This window comes from Actinospica durhamensis, assembly GCF_018139695.1.
In the GTDB taxonomy this organism is placed as follows: domain Bacteria; phylum Actinomycetota; class Actinomycetes; order Streptomycetales; family Catenulisporaceae; genus Actinospica; species Actinospica durhamensis.
The window spans coordinates 1-13,671 of sequence record NZ_JAGSOG010000241.1; the positions used below are offsets into that span (position 1 = coordinate 1).

The 13,671-nt window shown below is 70.2% G+C and carries 10 protein-coding genes, 2 tRNA genes and 1 pseudogene; 7 read left to right on the plus strand and 6 right to left on the minus strand.

Annotated features, from left to right (window positions below; all coding sequences use genetic code 11):
• The 3 genes and pseudogenes from KDL01_RS31860 to KDL01_RS31870 all read left to right on the plus strand — a co-directional run.
• Nucleotides 1-263: pseudogene (locus KDL01_RS31860) on the plus strand (hypothetical protein); the annotation flags it as partial.
• A 22-nt stretch (nt 264-285) separates the two neighbouring features.
• Nucleotides 286-894, plus strand: coding sequence for a hypothetical protein (locus KDL01_RS31865; RefSeq protein ID WP_212532380.1), 609 nt, complete (start codon nt 286-288; stop codon nt 892-894).
• A 64-nt stretch (nt 895-958) separates the two neighbouring features.
• Nucleotides 959-1,918, plus strand: coding sequence for a TrmB family transcriptional regulator (locus KDL01_RS31870; RefSeq protein WP_212532381.1), 960 nt, complete (start codon nt 959-961; stop codon nt 1,916-1,918).
• Nucleotides 1,919-1,934: 16 nt separating this feature from the next.
• On the opposite strand, the gene KDL01_RS31875 is transcribed toward KDL01_RS31870, so the two are convergent.
• Both KDL01_RS31875 and KDL01_RS31880 read right to left on the minus strand, forming a co-directional pair.
• The gene (locus tag KDL01_RS31875) at nt 1,935-4,334 is read right to left on the minus strand and encodes an FHA domain-containing protein (RefSeq protein ID WP_212532382.1); all 2,400 of its coding nucleotides are present in this window, start codon (nt 4,332-4,334) and stop codon (nt 1,935-1,937) included.
• A gap of 247 nt (nt 4,335-4,581) precedes the next feature.
• Nucleotides 4,582-5,802, minus strand: a complete 1,221-nt coding sequence (locus KDL01_RS31880; protein WP_212532383.1) for a hypothetical protein — start codon at nt 5,800-5,802, stop codon at nt 4,582-4,584.
• 195 nt (nt 5,803-5,997) lie between these two features.
• On the opposite strand from KDL01_RS31880, the gene KDL01_RS31885 reads away from it, so the two are divergent.
• A tRNA-Gly gene (locus tag KDL01_RS31885) sits at nt 5,998-6,069 on the plus strand.
• Between the two features lie 30 nt (nt 6,070-6,099).
• Nucleotides 6,100-6,171, plus strand: a tRNA-Val gene (locus KDL01_RS31890).
• Between the two features lie 1,430 nt (nt 6,172-7,601).
• On the opposite strand, the gene KDL01_RS31895 is transcribed toward KDL01_RS31890, so the two are convergent.
• Nucleotides 7,602-8,735, minus strand: a complete 1,134-nt coding sequence (locus KDL01_RS31895; RefSeq protein WP_307846710.1) for an IS630 family transposase — start codon at nt 8,733-8,735, stop codon at nt 7,602-7,604.
• 1,205 nt (nt 8,736-9,940) lie between these two features.
• On the opposite strand from KDL01_RS31895, the gene KDL01_RS31900 reads away from it, so the two are divergent.
• Complete coding sequence (locus tag KDL01_RS31900) at nt 9,941-10,300, plus strand: helix-turn-helix domain-containing protein (protein ID WP_212532384.1); 360 nt, start codon at nt 9,941-9,943, stop codon at nt 10,298-10,300.
• On the opposite strand, the gene KDL01_RS31905 is transcribed toward KDL01_RS31900, so the two are convergent.
• The 3 genes from KDL01_RS31905 to KDL01_RS31915 form a co-directional block, all read right to left on the minus strand.
• Nucleotides 10,290-10,460 (minus strand): hypothetical protein, encoded by a 171-nt coding sequence (locus KDL01_RS31905; RefSeq protein WP_212532385.1) that lies wholly within the window; start codon nt 10,458-10,460, stop codon nt 10,290-10,292. The two genes, KDL01_RS31900 and KDL01_RS31905, sit on opposite strands and share 11 nt — an antisense overlap.
• Nucleotides 10,457-11,095, minus strand: coding sequence for an MFS transporter (locus KDL01_RS31910; RefSeq protein ID WP_212532386.1), 639 nt, complete (start codon nt 11,093-11,095; stop codon nt 10,457-10,459). The genes KDL01_RS31905 and KDL01_RS31910 overlap by 4 nt, the downstream gene beginning before the upstream one ends.
• A 469-nt stretch (nt 11,096-11,564) precedes the next feature.
• Nucleotides 11,565-12,962: an FAD-dependent oxidoreductase gene (locus tag KDL01_RS31915; RefSeq protein ID WP_212532387.1), complete on the minus strand. Its 1,398-nt coding sequence runs from the start codon at nt 12,960-12,962 to the stop codon at nt 11,565-11,567.
• A 355-nt stretch (nt 12,963-13,317) separates the two neighbouring features.
• On the opposite strand from KDL01_RS31915, the gene KDL01_RS31920 reads away from it, so the two are divergent.
• The coding region (locus KDL01_RS31920; protein ID WP_212532388.1) for an ArsR/SmtB family transcription factor at nt 13,318-13,671 on the plus strand (354 nt) is incomplete at its 3' end.

A 13,671-nucleotide genomic window follows, 5' to 3' on the forward strand; every position in this document is an offset into this window, starting at 1 on the left:
GCACGATGACGCCCTCCCCCGGCGCGTCGGGCTCGGCCGCCCCGACACCTTCGGCCACGGCCACCGCCACCGCCACCGCGACGGAGGGCGAGACCGAACTGGTGATGGCGGACGGCAACCGCACCTTCGTGCTGCAGATCCCCATCGCCAAGCTCAACCCCTCGCAGGCGGCCAACGCGCTGACCCAGCTGGCCCAGGACGTCTACCAGGACACGCTGCCGGCAGTGGCCTCCGCCTCGCCGCGCAGTTCTTCCACCCGCTGAATCGGAAGCCTATCGTCGAACTATGAGACACGACCTGTCGTCCTCGAACTGGTCGGTGCGCAGCGGCGGCCCGGACCATAACCTCACCACCCTGATGTACGTGCGCGACGCGGCCGGTCTCGCGGCGCCGACGGACTACCCGCTGCCGCCGCTGGCCCCGGCGGTGCCGCGCCGCGCCGAGCTCGCCCCGCACGCGACGGCGGACGCGGCCGAGGCGTGGGTCCGGTGGTGGGACAAGGCCGTACTGTCCGGGTCCGGGAGGCGGTTCATGACGCCGGACGGCCTGGTGCCGCAGCCGGTGCGGCCCGAGCCTGGCACCGATCTCAGGGCCCTGTACGACGCGGTGGCCGACGAGGCCCGCGAGTGGATCCAGGCGCGCTACACGGAGTTCTACAAGCGCATGCACGTACGCCAGGCGACGGCCAACACCGTGGGCAAGACCGTGAAGCGGCTCGAACGCGAGCTCGGCCGGCCCAGTGCGCCGTTCGACCTCACCGTGCGGCTGCTGCCGCTCGACCGCAGGTGGGGACGGCGGATGGATGTGGATCTGGTCGTGGTGAGCGAATCGCTGTGGTTCGACGAGGACGCGTGCGACCTTTTCTTCGAGCGCGTCGTGCGGACACTCATGTAAGGCGCGGAAACGGGGCGCGAATGTCGTATGCTCGCCCGCGACGCGGGTGTGGAGGAGGGGGAAGATGCTCGAGGCGGTCGGCCTGTCCAGCCGCGAGATCACGGTCTACCAGGCGCTGATGACCAGGCCGGGGGCGGACGCGGCGCGGCTGGCCGCGGACTGCGGGATGACCGAGACGCAGACCGCGGGCGTGCTGCTGCGGCTGGTGCAGGACGGCCTCGCGGTGCGCCACGGCCGGCCGCCCCGGTACGAGGCCGCCGCGCCCGACGTGGCGCTCGGCGAGCTGATCGGGCGCCAGGAGGAGCGGCTGAGCGCGGCCAAGACCGAGATGCACCGGCTCACCCAGCTGTTCCGGGACGCCGGGGCCACCCAGGACGACGGCGCCGCGATCGAGGTGGTCAGCGGCGGCGCGGCGGTGGCGCTGCGGATCAGCCGGCTCTACGACGCCGCCCAGCGCCAGGTGCGCTGCTTCGACCGGCCGCCTTACCCGCAGCGCCCCGGCGGGCCCGCGGCTCAGGTCCGGCGCCGGGACGAGCTGTCCTACCGCACCGTCTACAGCCGCGAGGCGCTGGCCTGGCCGGGCCGGTTCCAGGACGACGTGCTGCCCGGGGCGTCGTCCGGGGAGCAGGCCAGGGTGCGGGCCAACCTGCCGGTCAAGCTGGTGCTCGCGGACGAGGCCCTGGCCGTGCTGCCGATCGCGGCCGACGGCGGGGAGAGCGCGTTCGTGATCCGCTCCTGCGCCCTGCTGCAGGCCTTGTCCGCCCTGTTCGAGCACGAATGGTCGCACGCGGTGCCGCTGGTGGCCGGGCCGCGCCGCTCCCCCGACCAGACCGACCAGCCGGACGAGCGGACCAGGGCCCTGCTGAGCCTGCTCGCGGCCGGGCTCACCGACGAGGCGCTCTCCCGCGCCCTCGGCTGGTCCGCCCGCACCACCCAGCGCCGTATCAGCGCCCTGTTGCAGGAGCTTGGCGTGACCACGCGGTTCCAGGCCGGGGCGGCCGCCCGGGATCGCGGCTGGCTGTGACGAACGCCCGGCCGGGCTATTTCCGGCGCGGGCGGCCGATCGGCCGGATCGCGAACCCGGCGCCGATCAACTCCACCAGGGCCAGGCCGCCGAGCAGCGCCACGTCCTCGGTCCAGGCCCGCTTCGTCGGCGCGTGCGCGGGGTCGCACTGGCTCTGCATGACCGCCCCGGTGGGCGAGTGCTGGCCGTTGCAGCCGTCCTGCAGCAGCTTGTCCAGGTTCACCGACGCGGCCGTGGCCGAGTAGCCCCAGCGGGCGCTGGAGAGGTACGAGACCTGGTCCAGCCCGGGCGTGCCGCGCACCGGGAAGGCCGAGCCGCTCAGCACGAACTGGGCGAACAGGATCACCGGCAGGATCGTCATGACCTTGTCGGCGTTGCTGGACATCGCCGAGACCATCAGGCCGAGGGCCATCGCGCTCAGCCCGGCCAGCGAGACCCCGACGGCCACCTCCAGCTTCCCGTCGACCAGCAGCGCCCCGTGCGCCGGCCCGCCCTGGCGCAGCAGCGCCAGGAAGGTCAGCACGAAGGACTCGACCACGGTGATCACACCGAGGATCAGGGCTTTGCTGAGGATGTAGGCCGCGGTGGACTGGCCCACCGAGCGTTCCCTGGTCAGGATCGGGCGTTCCTTGACGATCTCGCGGATCGAGTTGGCCGCGCCGAGGTAGCTCGCGGCCAGGGTGAGCGCGAGCAGCACCGTGGTGGAGTTGGCCGCGGCCCCGGCCGAGCCGGGCACCAGGTTGTCCTTGCCGAACGCGGCGAGCATGAGCAGCCCGAGCACCGGCGCCTGTGCGAACAGAAGCAGGGTATTGCGTTTGTCGGCGGAGATCAGGGCCAGGTACCGGCGCATCAGGGTGCCGAGTTGCCGCCAGGCGTGCGGATTGCGGCGCGGGGCCTCGGGATTCGCCGTGGCCAGCTGCATCCGGTCGCGCTGGGCCGCCAGCGGTTCGGCCACGTACTCGCGCTGGATGTCCGAGTCGGCGAAGGTCGCCTTGGCCGTGCCCACCGCGGCCCGGTCCAGCTGCTGGAAGACCTCCGGATAGCCGGGCTGTTCGAAGTAGCCCAGCGTGCGCGCGGGCGGCCCGAAGTAGGCCGTCTGGCCGCCCGGCGCCAGGAACAGTATTCGATCACACAGATCAAGGCTCTGAATCGAGTGGGTGACCGTGAGCACGGTCCGGCCGCCGTCGCCGAGGTCGCGCAGCAGCTGCATGACGCTCTTCTCGTACCCCGGGTCAAGGCCCGAGGTCGGCTCGTCCAGGATCAGCAGCGAGGGCCGGGTGAGCAGCTCGATCGCCACCGAGGTGCGCTTGCGCTGGCCGCCGGAGAGCGCGGCCACCCGCACCTCGGCCCGCTGGTCGAGGCCGAGCTCGGTCATCACCTCCTGCACCCGGGCCGAGCGCTCGTCGGCCGGCACGTCCGGCGGGAAGCGCAGCCGCGCGGCGTAGTCCAGCGCGGCCTTGACGGTCAGCTCCGGGTGCAGGATGTCGTCCTGCGGGACGTAGCCGATGCGGTTGCGCAGTTCGGCGTAGGAGCCGTAGACGTCGCGCCCGTTGTAGAGCACCGAGCCGCGGTCGGCTGGGCGCGCCCCCGTCAGGGCCTTGAGCAGGGTGGACTTGCCGGCGCCGGTGGGCCCGAGCACGGCCAGGAACTGCCCGCCCTCGAGCGCGAAGCTGACCTCGTCGAGCAGCACCTTGCGACCCGCGTTGACGCTCAGCCCGAGCGCCGCGAACGAGGCCTCGCCCGCGTCCACGTACTCCTCGAGCGTGCCGTGCTGCAGCCGCAGCAGCGTGTGCCCCACCGCCACCAGCGCGCCCTCGCGCAGTCTGAGTCGGCCGTTGACCCGCCGCCCGTCCACGTAGGTGCCGTTGTGGCTGCCGAGGTCGACCAGCTCGAACGCGCCGTCGTGCGCGGTGCGCAGCTCGGCGTGGTGCCGGGAGACGAGCAGGTCGTCGACCACGATGTCGTTGTCCAGGGCGCGCCCGATCCGGACCCGGGAGGAGGTGCGGTAGGTGCCGGTGAAGGTGCCCGGCGCGGTGCTCGCGCCCGCGAAGACCGGCACGGTCGGGGTGTGTGGATCGTTGTCCCGGCCCGGTGTCGGGGGCACCAGCCGGATCCGGCAGCCGCCGTTGTCCGACCCGAGCGCCACGATCATCGGCCGGTCCACCGGCAGCCGCCCGATCCGCTGCCCGTCCAGGAAACTGCCGTTCGCCGAGCCCCGGTCCTCGAACACCCAGCGGGTGCCCTCGAGCCGCAGCACGGCGTGCTGGCGCGAGGTGGAGGAGTCGAGCACCACCACGTCCGCGGTGGTGTCCCGGCCTATGGTGACGGGCCTGCTGCCGTCGAAATAGCGTTCCGAGCCGGCGGGCAGGATCTGGAGCGTGAGCATGTTGACCGGTGTCCCGGTGCTAGACCCCATGCCGGTAATCGTGACATCGGCCGAGCCTCCAGGGCTAGCGTCCCGGGAGCGCGGCGGAAGCACGTTCGCGCCCCCGGACGCGCCGGTCCGCCACCCTCCGGACGCCGCCCGCCTGCCGTGACGCAAGCGCAGGTCAGGGCCCTGTTCCCAGGGCCCTGCGCCCCGCGTGTGCCGATCTTGACACGACCATGTCCCGGCCCTGCGAACCCTAACGTCAGTCGCCTGACAGGCCGCCGTCAGTCGGCCGTCAGTCGCCCGCGACCGGCCCGGCCCCGACCGCTTCCCCGGAGGCCGGTTCGTCGGCCGCGGCCGACGCCCGCCCGACGCCGAACACCCGGGGCCGCGCACTGAGCGCGTGCCCGGTGCCGCCCAGCCAGGACAGGGCCAGAGCGAAGGTGAGCAGCCCGTCCGACCCGTGCGCCACCGACCCGGCCTGCGGATGCGTCGCCGAGAGCGCGAAGGCCAGCACCACCGCCAGGGCGTACCCCAGCGTCGCGGCCGCGTACAGCCGCGAGCGGGTCCGCACCGCCGCGTAGCCGAACACGACCGGCGTGAGCAGCCCGAAGCTGACCAGCGGGACCAGCGCCCAGACGAAGGAGAACACGACCGTCCGCGGCCCGTGCTGCGCCGCGGGCGCCTCGGCGCCGGCCACGTCCTCGAGCGCGAAGTCGAACCCGTCGCCCTCCGCCTCCTCGACCGCGGCCGACTCGTGCGTCTCAGCCTCCTGCTCCGCCTCCGGCACCCGCTCCGCCTGCGCCGGCCCCGGCCACGGATCCGCCCCGATCATGGCGCTTGCCAGCGCCACCGCGTCGTCGCCCTCTGCGTCAGCGTCGTCGTCGGCCTCCGCAGCGACTTCCGCATCCACGTCCACGTGGACCTCGACATCCAGGTCCACATCCACGTCCACATCCGAGTCCTCGAACCGGAACGCCCGGATCTCTTCCTGCTCGACCGAATCCGCCGACTCCTCCGGCAGCGGCGGGTAGGCCAGCGGATCCGGGCCGCCCGGCTCGTCCAGCAGGTCGTCGTCCTCGAAGAAGTCGCCGGACTCCGGCTCGGACTCGACCTGCGGCTCCTGCACCTCGGGCTCGGACTCGGCCCTGGCAGGCGCGGGCTCGGTCCTGGCCTTCACCGACGCGGACTCGCCCTTCGCGGGCGCGGGCACCGTCGGCGCCGGAGCGAGCCCCAGCGCCGCCGCGCAGGCCGAGATCGGCTGCGGCGTGAGGCCCGCGTCGCGGATCTTGGCGTACCGGGTGTCCCCGGGGTCCACGCCCGCGCCGTAGGCGACGTGCGAGACCCGCGCCGAGTAGCGCTGGGCCAGTTCGTACCCCGCGGCCACCACCTGCTCCCGGAGCAGCCGCGCATCCTCGTCGGCGCCCAGCACCAGCAGGCGCACGCCCTGTCCGCCACGCGGCGCCGGAATGTCCGCGCCGCGCCCGGTCTCTTTCGGAGTAGTCAGGCTGGTCATGCTGACGCAGCGTAGGCGCCCCCCGCCCGCCTCCGGACGACCCGCGCCCTGACCCGCTCACCCATTCACTCGTCCGGCCCAGCGACACGGCCGAAAGCCCAGGTGAACGCCGGATGTGCAATCCACCCCCAGGATCCGCTAGAGTCTTACTCGTCGCCAGGGAGCAACGCGAAAGCGAAAAACCCGAAGCAACATGCGGACGTGGCTCAGTGGTAGAGCATCACCTTGCCAAGGTGAGGGTCGCGGGTTCAAATCCCGTCGTCCGCTCTGGTTGTTCTGGAGTGATCCAGAATCCCCGGACGATTAGCTCAGCGGGAGAGCGCTTCCCTGACACGGAAGAGGTCACTGGTTCAATCCCAGTATCGTCCACCGTCTTCGCAGGTCAGCGCCCTAGGATTACCTAGGGCGCTGTTTCGTTTACCTAGGGTGTCGAACATAGGATGCCCCTGACCTGTGGTTTCACGCCTTTCCGCCGCTCCATCGACTGCTCCACACCCTCCAGCGACGGAAGCACTCCCTGACGGCTTATCAGATGGAAGAGTCGGGAGGAAAAGGCCAGCTCAGGGCTACTTGGCATAAACTTGCGATTCGGACAGGGTCTTTCACCGCTGCACCGGCGAGGATCGTAGTGGGAACAGGTCGAATTCGCGGCAGGAAGCGCTCGCGTCAAGCGACGCGAACACCGGCCAACGCCGCCCACTGCACGAGTCGTTCTTCACGGCCGGCAGCTTCGCCTCCGCGGTTGAGCGCTTCCCTTGCTGGGGAAGCGGTCAGGTTCGGAGGTGGTCTCCAGGCACGGTCCCCGCCGAGTGTCGAAAAGGTCCAGCTCAGCTATGTCACTGGGTCGGCTGATCCGCCGTCAGCAGCCTTCCTGATGCTGGGGCTGCGAGTTGACGCCGATCCGAGTGGGGCGGCGGTTCAGCCCGCTTGCAGGACGTATATAATTACCACATCCAGCATACTTCGTCTTGGCCGACCCGACATGGCCGTTGGCTCGCCGCCGGCCGACATGCGCCTTGAATCCGGCCAGCTGCCGTGGTCAATCCGTGTCAGAGTTCCGCCGTCGTTCGACTCACTCCGTCACCGCGCTGTTCGACCTGATGTGGGCGGGCGCTACGCCGCTGGGCGCCGAACCCGAGCGGGCGGACGGCGCGACTGCGCAGGAGCGGAAAATTTCTTCGCCTGCTGGCCGAGCGCACGACGGACCAGGTCGTCGCCAAGCGCCTGTGCCTGTGCCTGAGCCTGCCCACCGTGCGACTGCAGGTAGCGTTCGACCGCGCGCCGGGAGACCTGGCCTAGGTGGCGCGCAACGGCTCGACCGTCGCCCCGCCCGCCAGTGCCCAGGAGGCGGAGGCGTGACGCAGCTCGTGGACTGCGGGGACCATCCGAGTCCGGCGTCTTCGGTGGCGGAGTGGAACACGCGGGTGCGGAACCAGTCCCGGCGCATGGGCTGCGCGGCGCGCACGTGCCCCGACACCGATGCGGCCGGCGGGCGGTCCACACCCGCCGCCCGGCCCGGTACACGGCCACCGCCCCCGCGGCACAGATCGCAGCGACAAGAGACGCCTTCGCCGTAGGCTCAGCCGTTCCGGCATCAGGAGGCCTGTCATCGACCGGAACTTGCGCGCCGTCGAACTCGCCGTCCGTTCGAACCAGCATCCCATGCAGCACCGCACACAATGGCCGCCGCCGAGGTCATCGCCTGGAGTTGCGGGTGGCCGCTGGCTGAGACTCACCGTCCCCGCTAATGCCGTAGCCACGAGAGCCCAGCCGTGTCGGACGTAGCGGCTAGTGCCGTATCAGGCTACGTTCACCCGACTGACGATGCGCCGTAGTTCGCGGTTTTCCGCGTTGCGGTTCCGCCAGGCGATGTAGCGGCGGATCATGCTGCCCTGTTCCTGGTGGGTGCGGTGGTCGGTGCCGTCGAGGGCGAAGTAGCGCAGGGCGGTGAACTGGGCTTCTATCCGGTTGAGCCAGGAGCTGTTGGTCGGGGTGTAGGCGAACTCGACGTTGTTCGCCTTCGCCCACGTCCCGACCCTCTGGTCACGCCGGGTGCTCAGGTGTGGGGAGAAGTTGTCTACGATGATCGCCATGCGCATCTCGCGCGGGTAGAGGCTGCGCACGTACCTGCAGAACTCGAGGAACCGGGTGCGGGTCTTTCTCGGCCGGATGTGCCCGTAGAGTCGGTCGCGGCCGAGGTCGTAGGCGGCGAACAGGTGGCGCACGCCGCCGGTGCGGTGGTAGGTCGCGCGCAGGCGCGGCCTCGGCTCGCGGCCGGGTTCCTTCGCGTTTCCGCTGATCGCGGCCCATGCCCGGCCCGGGCGCGGTTGCAGGTTGAGCGGACCGAACTCGTCGATGCAGATCACGATCTCGGGTTCGCCGTCACGCGGCTCGGCCTCGCCGTCGGCGATCGCATACAGGCGCTCGATCCGGGCTTTCTTCTGTTTGAACTCCGGGTCGGTCGAGCCTTTCCACGTCTTCAGGCGTTGAAACGTGACGCCTTCCTCGCGGAGCAGGATGCGCAGGCCCTCGTGGCTGATGTCGTCGACCACCCCCTCGGCGACCAGGAGGTCTGCCAGCTTGGCCAGGCTCCAGGTCGAGAACGGCAGGCCGTGCTCGGCCGGCTTGGTCTTGGCGATCTTCTTGATCTCCCGGCGCTGCGGGAGGGTGAACTTCGGCGGACGCCCGCCGCGGTAGCGCGGGTAGAGGGAGTCGAACCCGTCCGCGTTGAAGTTGTGGATCACATCGCGCACGTGGTCCTCACTGGTGAACGCGACCCGCGCGATGCCGGCGACGTCCATGTTCTGCGCGGACAGCAGCACCATCTGCGCCCGCCGCCAGGTCACCACCGACCCGGTGCCCCGGCGCACGATGCGCACCAGGCGTTTTCCCTCGTCATCGTCGATCTCACGCACCCTGACACGCTCGGCCACCGGCCCAGTCTCACGGATCAGGGCCCGGACGCCAAGCCACCTGGTCGAACGAACCCGACCGGGCGAACGTAGCCTGATACGGCACTAGCTCTGCATAAATATCGCCGCCTGGGAATCACTCAGGGCGTAATTCGGAATCACTCAAAATGAGCGCTTCCGAATCTCTAGCGCAGTGGGCGCCGACAAGGCTCATAATTCCTCATGAGTCGCGCTTCGTGCCCCTCAGCGAAATATGACAATCCGTCGACTCGAACCGATTTCTCAAGTCTCAGCAGGTCAGAGGGTTGGACATATTTATGCGCAATCATGGTCGATTCGCGAGGCCGAATTGTTACCATGCCGGCCATCCAGCGATGAGGCGTCGAGCCGTGCTCCACGTTTGATGGAGGAAGGGAGCGTCACGGACTCCTGCAAAAGGGATCAATCACCATCACGGCGACTACGCCTCAAATGGGATATTTTCGAAAACTTCGCAGGTCACGACATTGTGCGACCGGCGAATCCCAGCCCGGAGCCGCAATCACATTCGTGACCGATTCCCTGACACGGAAGAGGTCACTGGTTCAATCCCAGTATCGTCCACTGTTTTCGCAGGTCAGCGCCCTAGGGTCACCTAGGGCGCTATTTCGTTTACCTAGGGCGTCGATCCCAAAATGCCCCTGAACTGCGGATTCACGTTTCTCCGCCGCTCCATCGATTGCTCCACATCCTCCAGCCGCCGGAAGCGCTCGCTGACGGCTTGCCAGACGGGAACGACTGGAGGAAAAGGGCAGGTCAGGCCCTTTCTGTATATTTTTGCGACGATGTACCGCCTCGACCGTGCCGTGCTGCCGAGGATCCTGGTGGAAAGTCGTCAAATTCACGGTAGGAAGCGCTCATGTCAAGCTACACGAACACCGGTCAACGCCGCTCAACACCGGTCATCGCACGAGTCGTCCTCCACGCCTCGCAGTTTCGCCTCCCCGGGTGAGCGCTTCCTTGCCGGGGAAGCGGTCAGATTTGGAGGCGGTCCCCGGGCATCGTCTCCGCCGAGCTTCGAATAGATCCAGTTCAGCTATGCCGCTGGGTTAGCTGATCCGCCGTCAGCACCCTTCCTGACGCTGTGGCTGCGAGTTGACGCGGATTCGAGTGGAGCGGCGGTTCAGCCCCCTTACGGCCCGCATATAGTTACCGCGTCCAGCATATTTTACCCTCATCGACCCGCCATGGCCGCTGGCTCGCCGCCGGCCGACATGCGCCTTGGATCCCGCCAGCTGCCGTGGTCAGTCCGATTCAGAGTTCCGCCGTCGTTCGGCTCACTCCGTCACGGCGCAGTCGACCTGATGTGGGCGGGCGCGACGCCGCTGGGCGCCGAACCCGAGCGGGCGGACGGCGCGACCGCGCAGGGGCGGGAATTTCTTCGCCTGCTGGCCCAGCGCGCGACGGACCAGGTCGTCGCGAAGCGCCTGTGCCTGAGCATGCGCACGGTGCGGCGCGTCATGGCCGCCATCTCCGAGCGCCTGCAGGGGTGCAGCGGCTTCGAGATCGCCGCGAAGGCCGGCGAACACGGCTGGCTCACGCTGTAACGGACGCGCCCTGCGTGCGCGCCGAGAGGTACTCGGCCGCCAGGAGTCCCAGCGCTCCGAGGGTGTAGCAGAGTGCTGCTACATCGAGCGTCGCGGCCAGCCCGGAGGCGTGCCACAGCAGCACTGCTCCGAGCGGCACCAGGGCTTTGACGACGGTCAACGGCACACCCAGGCCGCGGAGAGGGTGGCGTACGCGGTGGTGCCGTAGCGTTCGGCCAACAGCGCCGGACGGGCGTTGGTCGGCACGCCCAAGCCGCGCCCGAAGGCCGGCACACAAGCGATCACGCCGTTCGTCGAGCCATCAAGGTGAACGGGAGCATCGCCGCGCCGAGTGCCTGGACCAGGAAGACCGCCGCGGTTATCGCGCCGGTGGACATGCGCCTGGTCGCCACGGTGCTCACCAGCCGGCCGGTGACGGAGAGCACGCCGAGCGCTCCGGCCGTCGTCGCGGCGAACCCGGGTGAGCGCCCGGGGCATCGCCACCCGCAGCACACCGACTGCCACGAGCGCGCAGGCTTCGACGACGAAGGACGCAGCGAAGAGCCAGAACTCCCAGTGACGCACCGCGGCCCGGATGATGACGGTCCCGTCGTCCACCGTCATCGGTTCGTCGGCCTGGGCCCGTGCCCGCGCCTGGGAATCTGGACTCTTGCGCTCGAGCAGGTGCAGGGGGATGGCCACGAGCCTGTGCGCGACCGCGAGGATCGCGATGGCCTCGCGCCAGCCGTAGGCGTCGTTGAGCCAACCGGATAGCGGAAGGAAGATGCTCGATGCGAATCCGGCCATCACTGTCACCCGCGAGCAGCGCCTTCGCCCGCGACCCGGCGTCGAACCAGGACACGACGACGGGGAGCGCCACTTCGTAGAGCACCGCCGCGCTGACCACGCCCAGGGCGATCCACACCGCGTGGAGCGCGGCCGCGCTCGTCACCCGCGACCAGGCCAGCACGAGCGCGGTGGCGAGCACCGAACGACGCTCATCAGGGCTCTGCCGCCGTGTCGGTCGAGCCAGCGTCCGACCGACACGCCGAACGATGCTCCGGCCAGCGGCCAGCAGGTCATCGCTCCGGTCACGGCGGTGGTGCTCACGTGCAGCGCCCGGCGGAGGGGTGAGGAAGACGGAGAAGCAATGTAGAGCGCGCCGTAGCCGACGGTCTGCGAAAGCGCGAGCGCGGCCACCAGGCGCCAGCGGTAGCCGGCACGGTCGCGTTCGGGCGGGCGCCCCGGCCGGGCGTGCCGGCCGGGGCGCCCGTGCGGGCTTCGTTCAGCAGCACGCCGCGTTTCTTGTGGCCGGCTCCAGAACCGGGAGCGGGGTGGCCAGTAGCCCTCCGGCGATGCCGGTGCCCAGTCCGATCGAGACGGTCACCGGGCCGCCGCAGCAGCTGCCGCCGCCCGCGGAGTCCTCCGGGTTGGCGGAGCACACGCCGGTCTCGGGCAGGTCGAGCTGGACCTCGCGGGCGGCGTCGAGGTCGCCGGCGAGGAACGCGGTGACGGAGCGGACCTGCTCGTAGCCGGTGGCCATCAGGAACGTCGGGGCGCGGCCGTAGGACTTCATGCCCGCGATGTAATAGCCGGGCTCGGGGTGAACGAGTTCGGCTTCGCCGTGCGGGGGGACGGTGCCGCAGGAGTGCTCGTTCGGGTCGATCAGCGGGGCGAGCGCAGCGGTGGAGCCGAGGATCGGGTCCAGGTCCAGGCGCAGCTCGGTCGCGAGGGTGTGGTCGGGGCGGAAGCCGGTGGCCGCGACGATCCGCTCGGCCGTCACCTCTCGCCCGTCGAGCGCGCGCACGGTGACGCGACCCGCCGTGGTCTGGACGGATTCGATGTTGAATCCGGTCAGCAGCTCGACGCGGCCTGCATCGACGAGGGTCTTGAGACGTGAGCCGAGTTCGCCGCGGGCCGGGAGCTGGTCGGCCTCTCCCCCGCCGAACACCCGCTGCCCGACTGTGCCGCGGATCGCCCACACGAGCGTGGTTTCGGGCTCGTCCTCGGCCAGCTGTGCGAGCGCGAGCAGGGTGTTGGTCGCCGAGTGCCCGGCGCCGGCCACCAGGACGCGGCATCCGGCGAAGGTGGCACGGTCGGTGCCGAACACGTCGGGCAGCGCGTGGGTGACGAACTCGCCTGCGGCGCTCTCACCGATGGCGGGCAGTCCGTCGCCGCCCAGGACGTTCGGGGTATACCAGGTGCCGGAGGCGTCGATCACCGCGCCAGCGCGCAGCCGGTATTCGCCGTTCTCGCCCTCGACGCGCAGGAGGAACGGGACGTTCTCACGCCCAGCCGAGCGTACCCGGTCGATGCCGACGCGGGTGATCGCCGTGACACGCTGGCCGAAGCGCAGGCGCGAGGCGAGCCCGGGCAGCTTCGCGAGCGGCGCGAGGTAGGCCTCGACGAGCTCGTGGCCGGTCGGTAGGACGTCGAGGTCCGGCTCGCTCCAGCCGCCCGAGGCTTCGAGCAGCCGCCGCGCGGCCGCGTCGATGTTGAAGCGCCACGGGCTGAACAGCCGCACGTGCCCCCATGCCCGCACCGCCGCGGCCGGTTCGGCACCGGACTCGAGCACCACGTACTCCAGCCCCCGCTCGGCCAGGTGGGCTGCCGCGGCCAGCCCGACCGGACCGGCCCCGATCACCACGACCGGAAGCACCGCTTGCTGCTCGTTCTCGCTCATCCGTGTTCTCCTTCGCTGTGTTCGTGCCCTTGTAGCCCGCGGCCCGTCAGGAGCAGCAGGTCGCCCCGTCGACGAGCGCGTCAGCCTTTGCCGACGTGCCGCAGCACGAGCCCTCGGCCGCGGCCTGCTCACCCGTCCCGCAGCACGGCGCCGCAGCTACGGGTGCCTCAATGCGCACGTCTCGCGTCGTGGCGGGGGCGCAACAGCCGCCGGAGGCAGCTGGCGTCGCCTCGGCCAGGCCAGCGGCGTCGGCCCGCTTGTCCTGCGTGTTCATCGCCCGCCCGCTCCTTGTGTAGACGTTCTTCGAAACAAGCCTCAGCTTGCCGCCTGTTTCGAGATCTGTCAACATAGAGGCATGTCGAAGCAAAGCGCGAGCGCGGTCGTCGAACTCCCGATGGCGGACGCCGTGTGCTGCACGCCGCTGAGCGAGGCCGCCCTCTCGGCCGAACAGGCGAAAGACCTCGCCCCCGCGTTCAAGGCACTCGGCGATCCGGTCCGCCTGCAGCTGCTCTCGCAGATCGCCAGCGCCCCGAGCGGCGAGGTGTGCGTGTGCGACCTGACCCCCGCGTACAACCTGACCGGCCCGACCATCAGCCACCACCTCAAGGTGCTGCGCGAGGCGGGCCTGATCGACTGCGAGCGGCGGGGCACCTGGGTCTACTACTGGGCGATACCCGGCCGCATGGCCGCGCTCGCCCACGTGCTGACC

Bases quoted from the DNA above. Each gene is read 5' to 3' on its own strand.
- KDL01_RS31870 (WP_212532381.1), top strand. From the start codon at position 959: ATGCTCGAGGCGGTCGGCCTGTCCAGCCGCGAGATCACGGTCTACCAG.
- KDL01_RS31875 (WP_212532382.1), bottom strand. From the start codon at position 4,334: ATGGGGTCTAGCACCGGGACACCGGTCAACATGCTCACGCTCCAGATC.
- KDL01_RS31880 (WP_212532383.1), bottom strand. From the start codon at position 5,802: ATGACCAGCCTGACTACTCCGAAAGAGACCGGGCGCGGCGCGGACATT.
- KDL01_RS31900 (WP_212532384.1), top strand. From the start codon at position 9,941: ATGGCCGCTGGCTCGCCGCCGGCCGACATGCGCCTTGGATCCCGCCAG.
- KDL01_RS31915 (WP_212532387.1), bottom strand. From the start codon at position 12,962: ATGAGCGAGAACGAGCAGCAAGCGGTGCTTCCGGTCGTGGTGATCGGG.
- KDL01_RS31865 (WP_212532380.1), top strand. From the start codon at position 286: ATGAGACACGACCTGTCGTCCTCGAACTGGTCGGTGCGCAGCGGCGGC.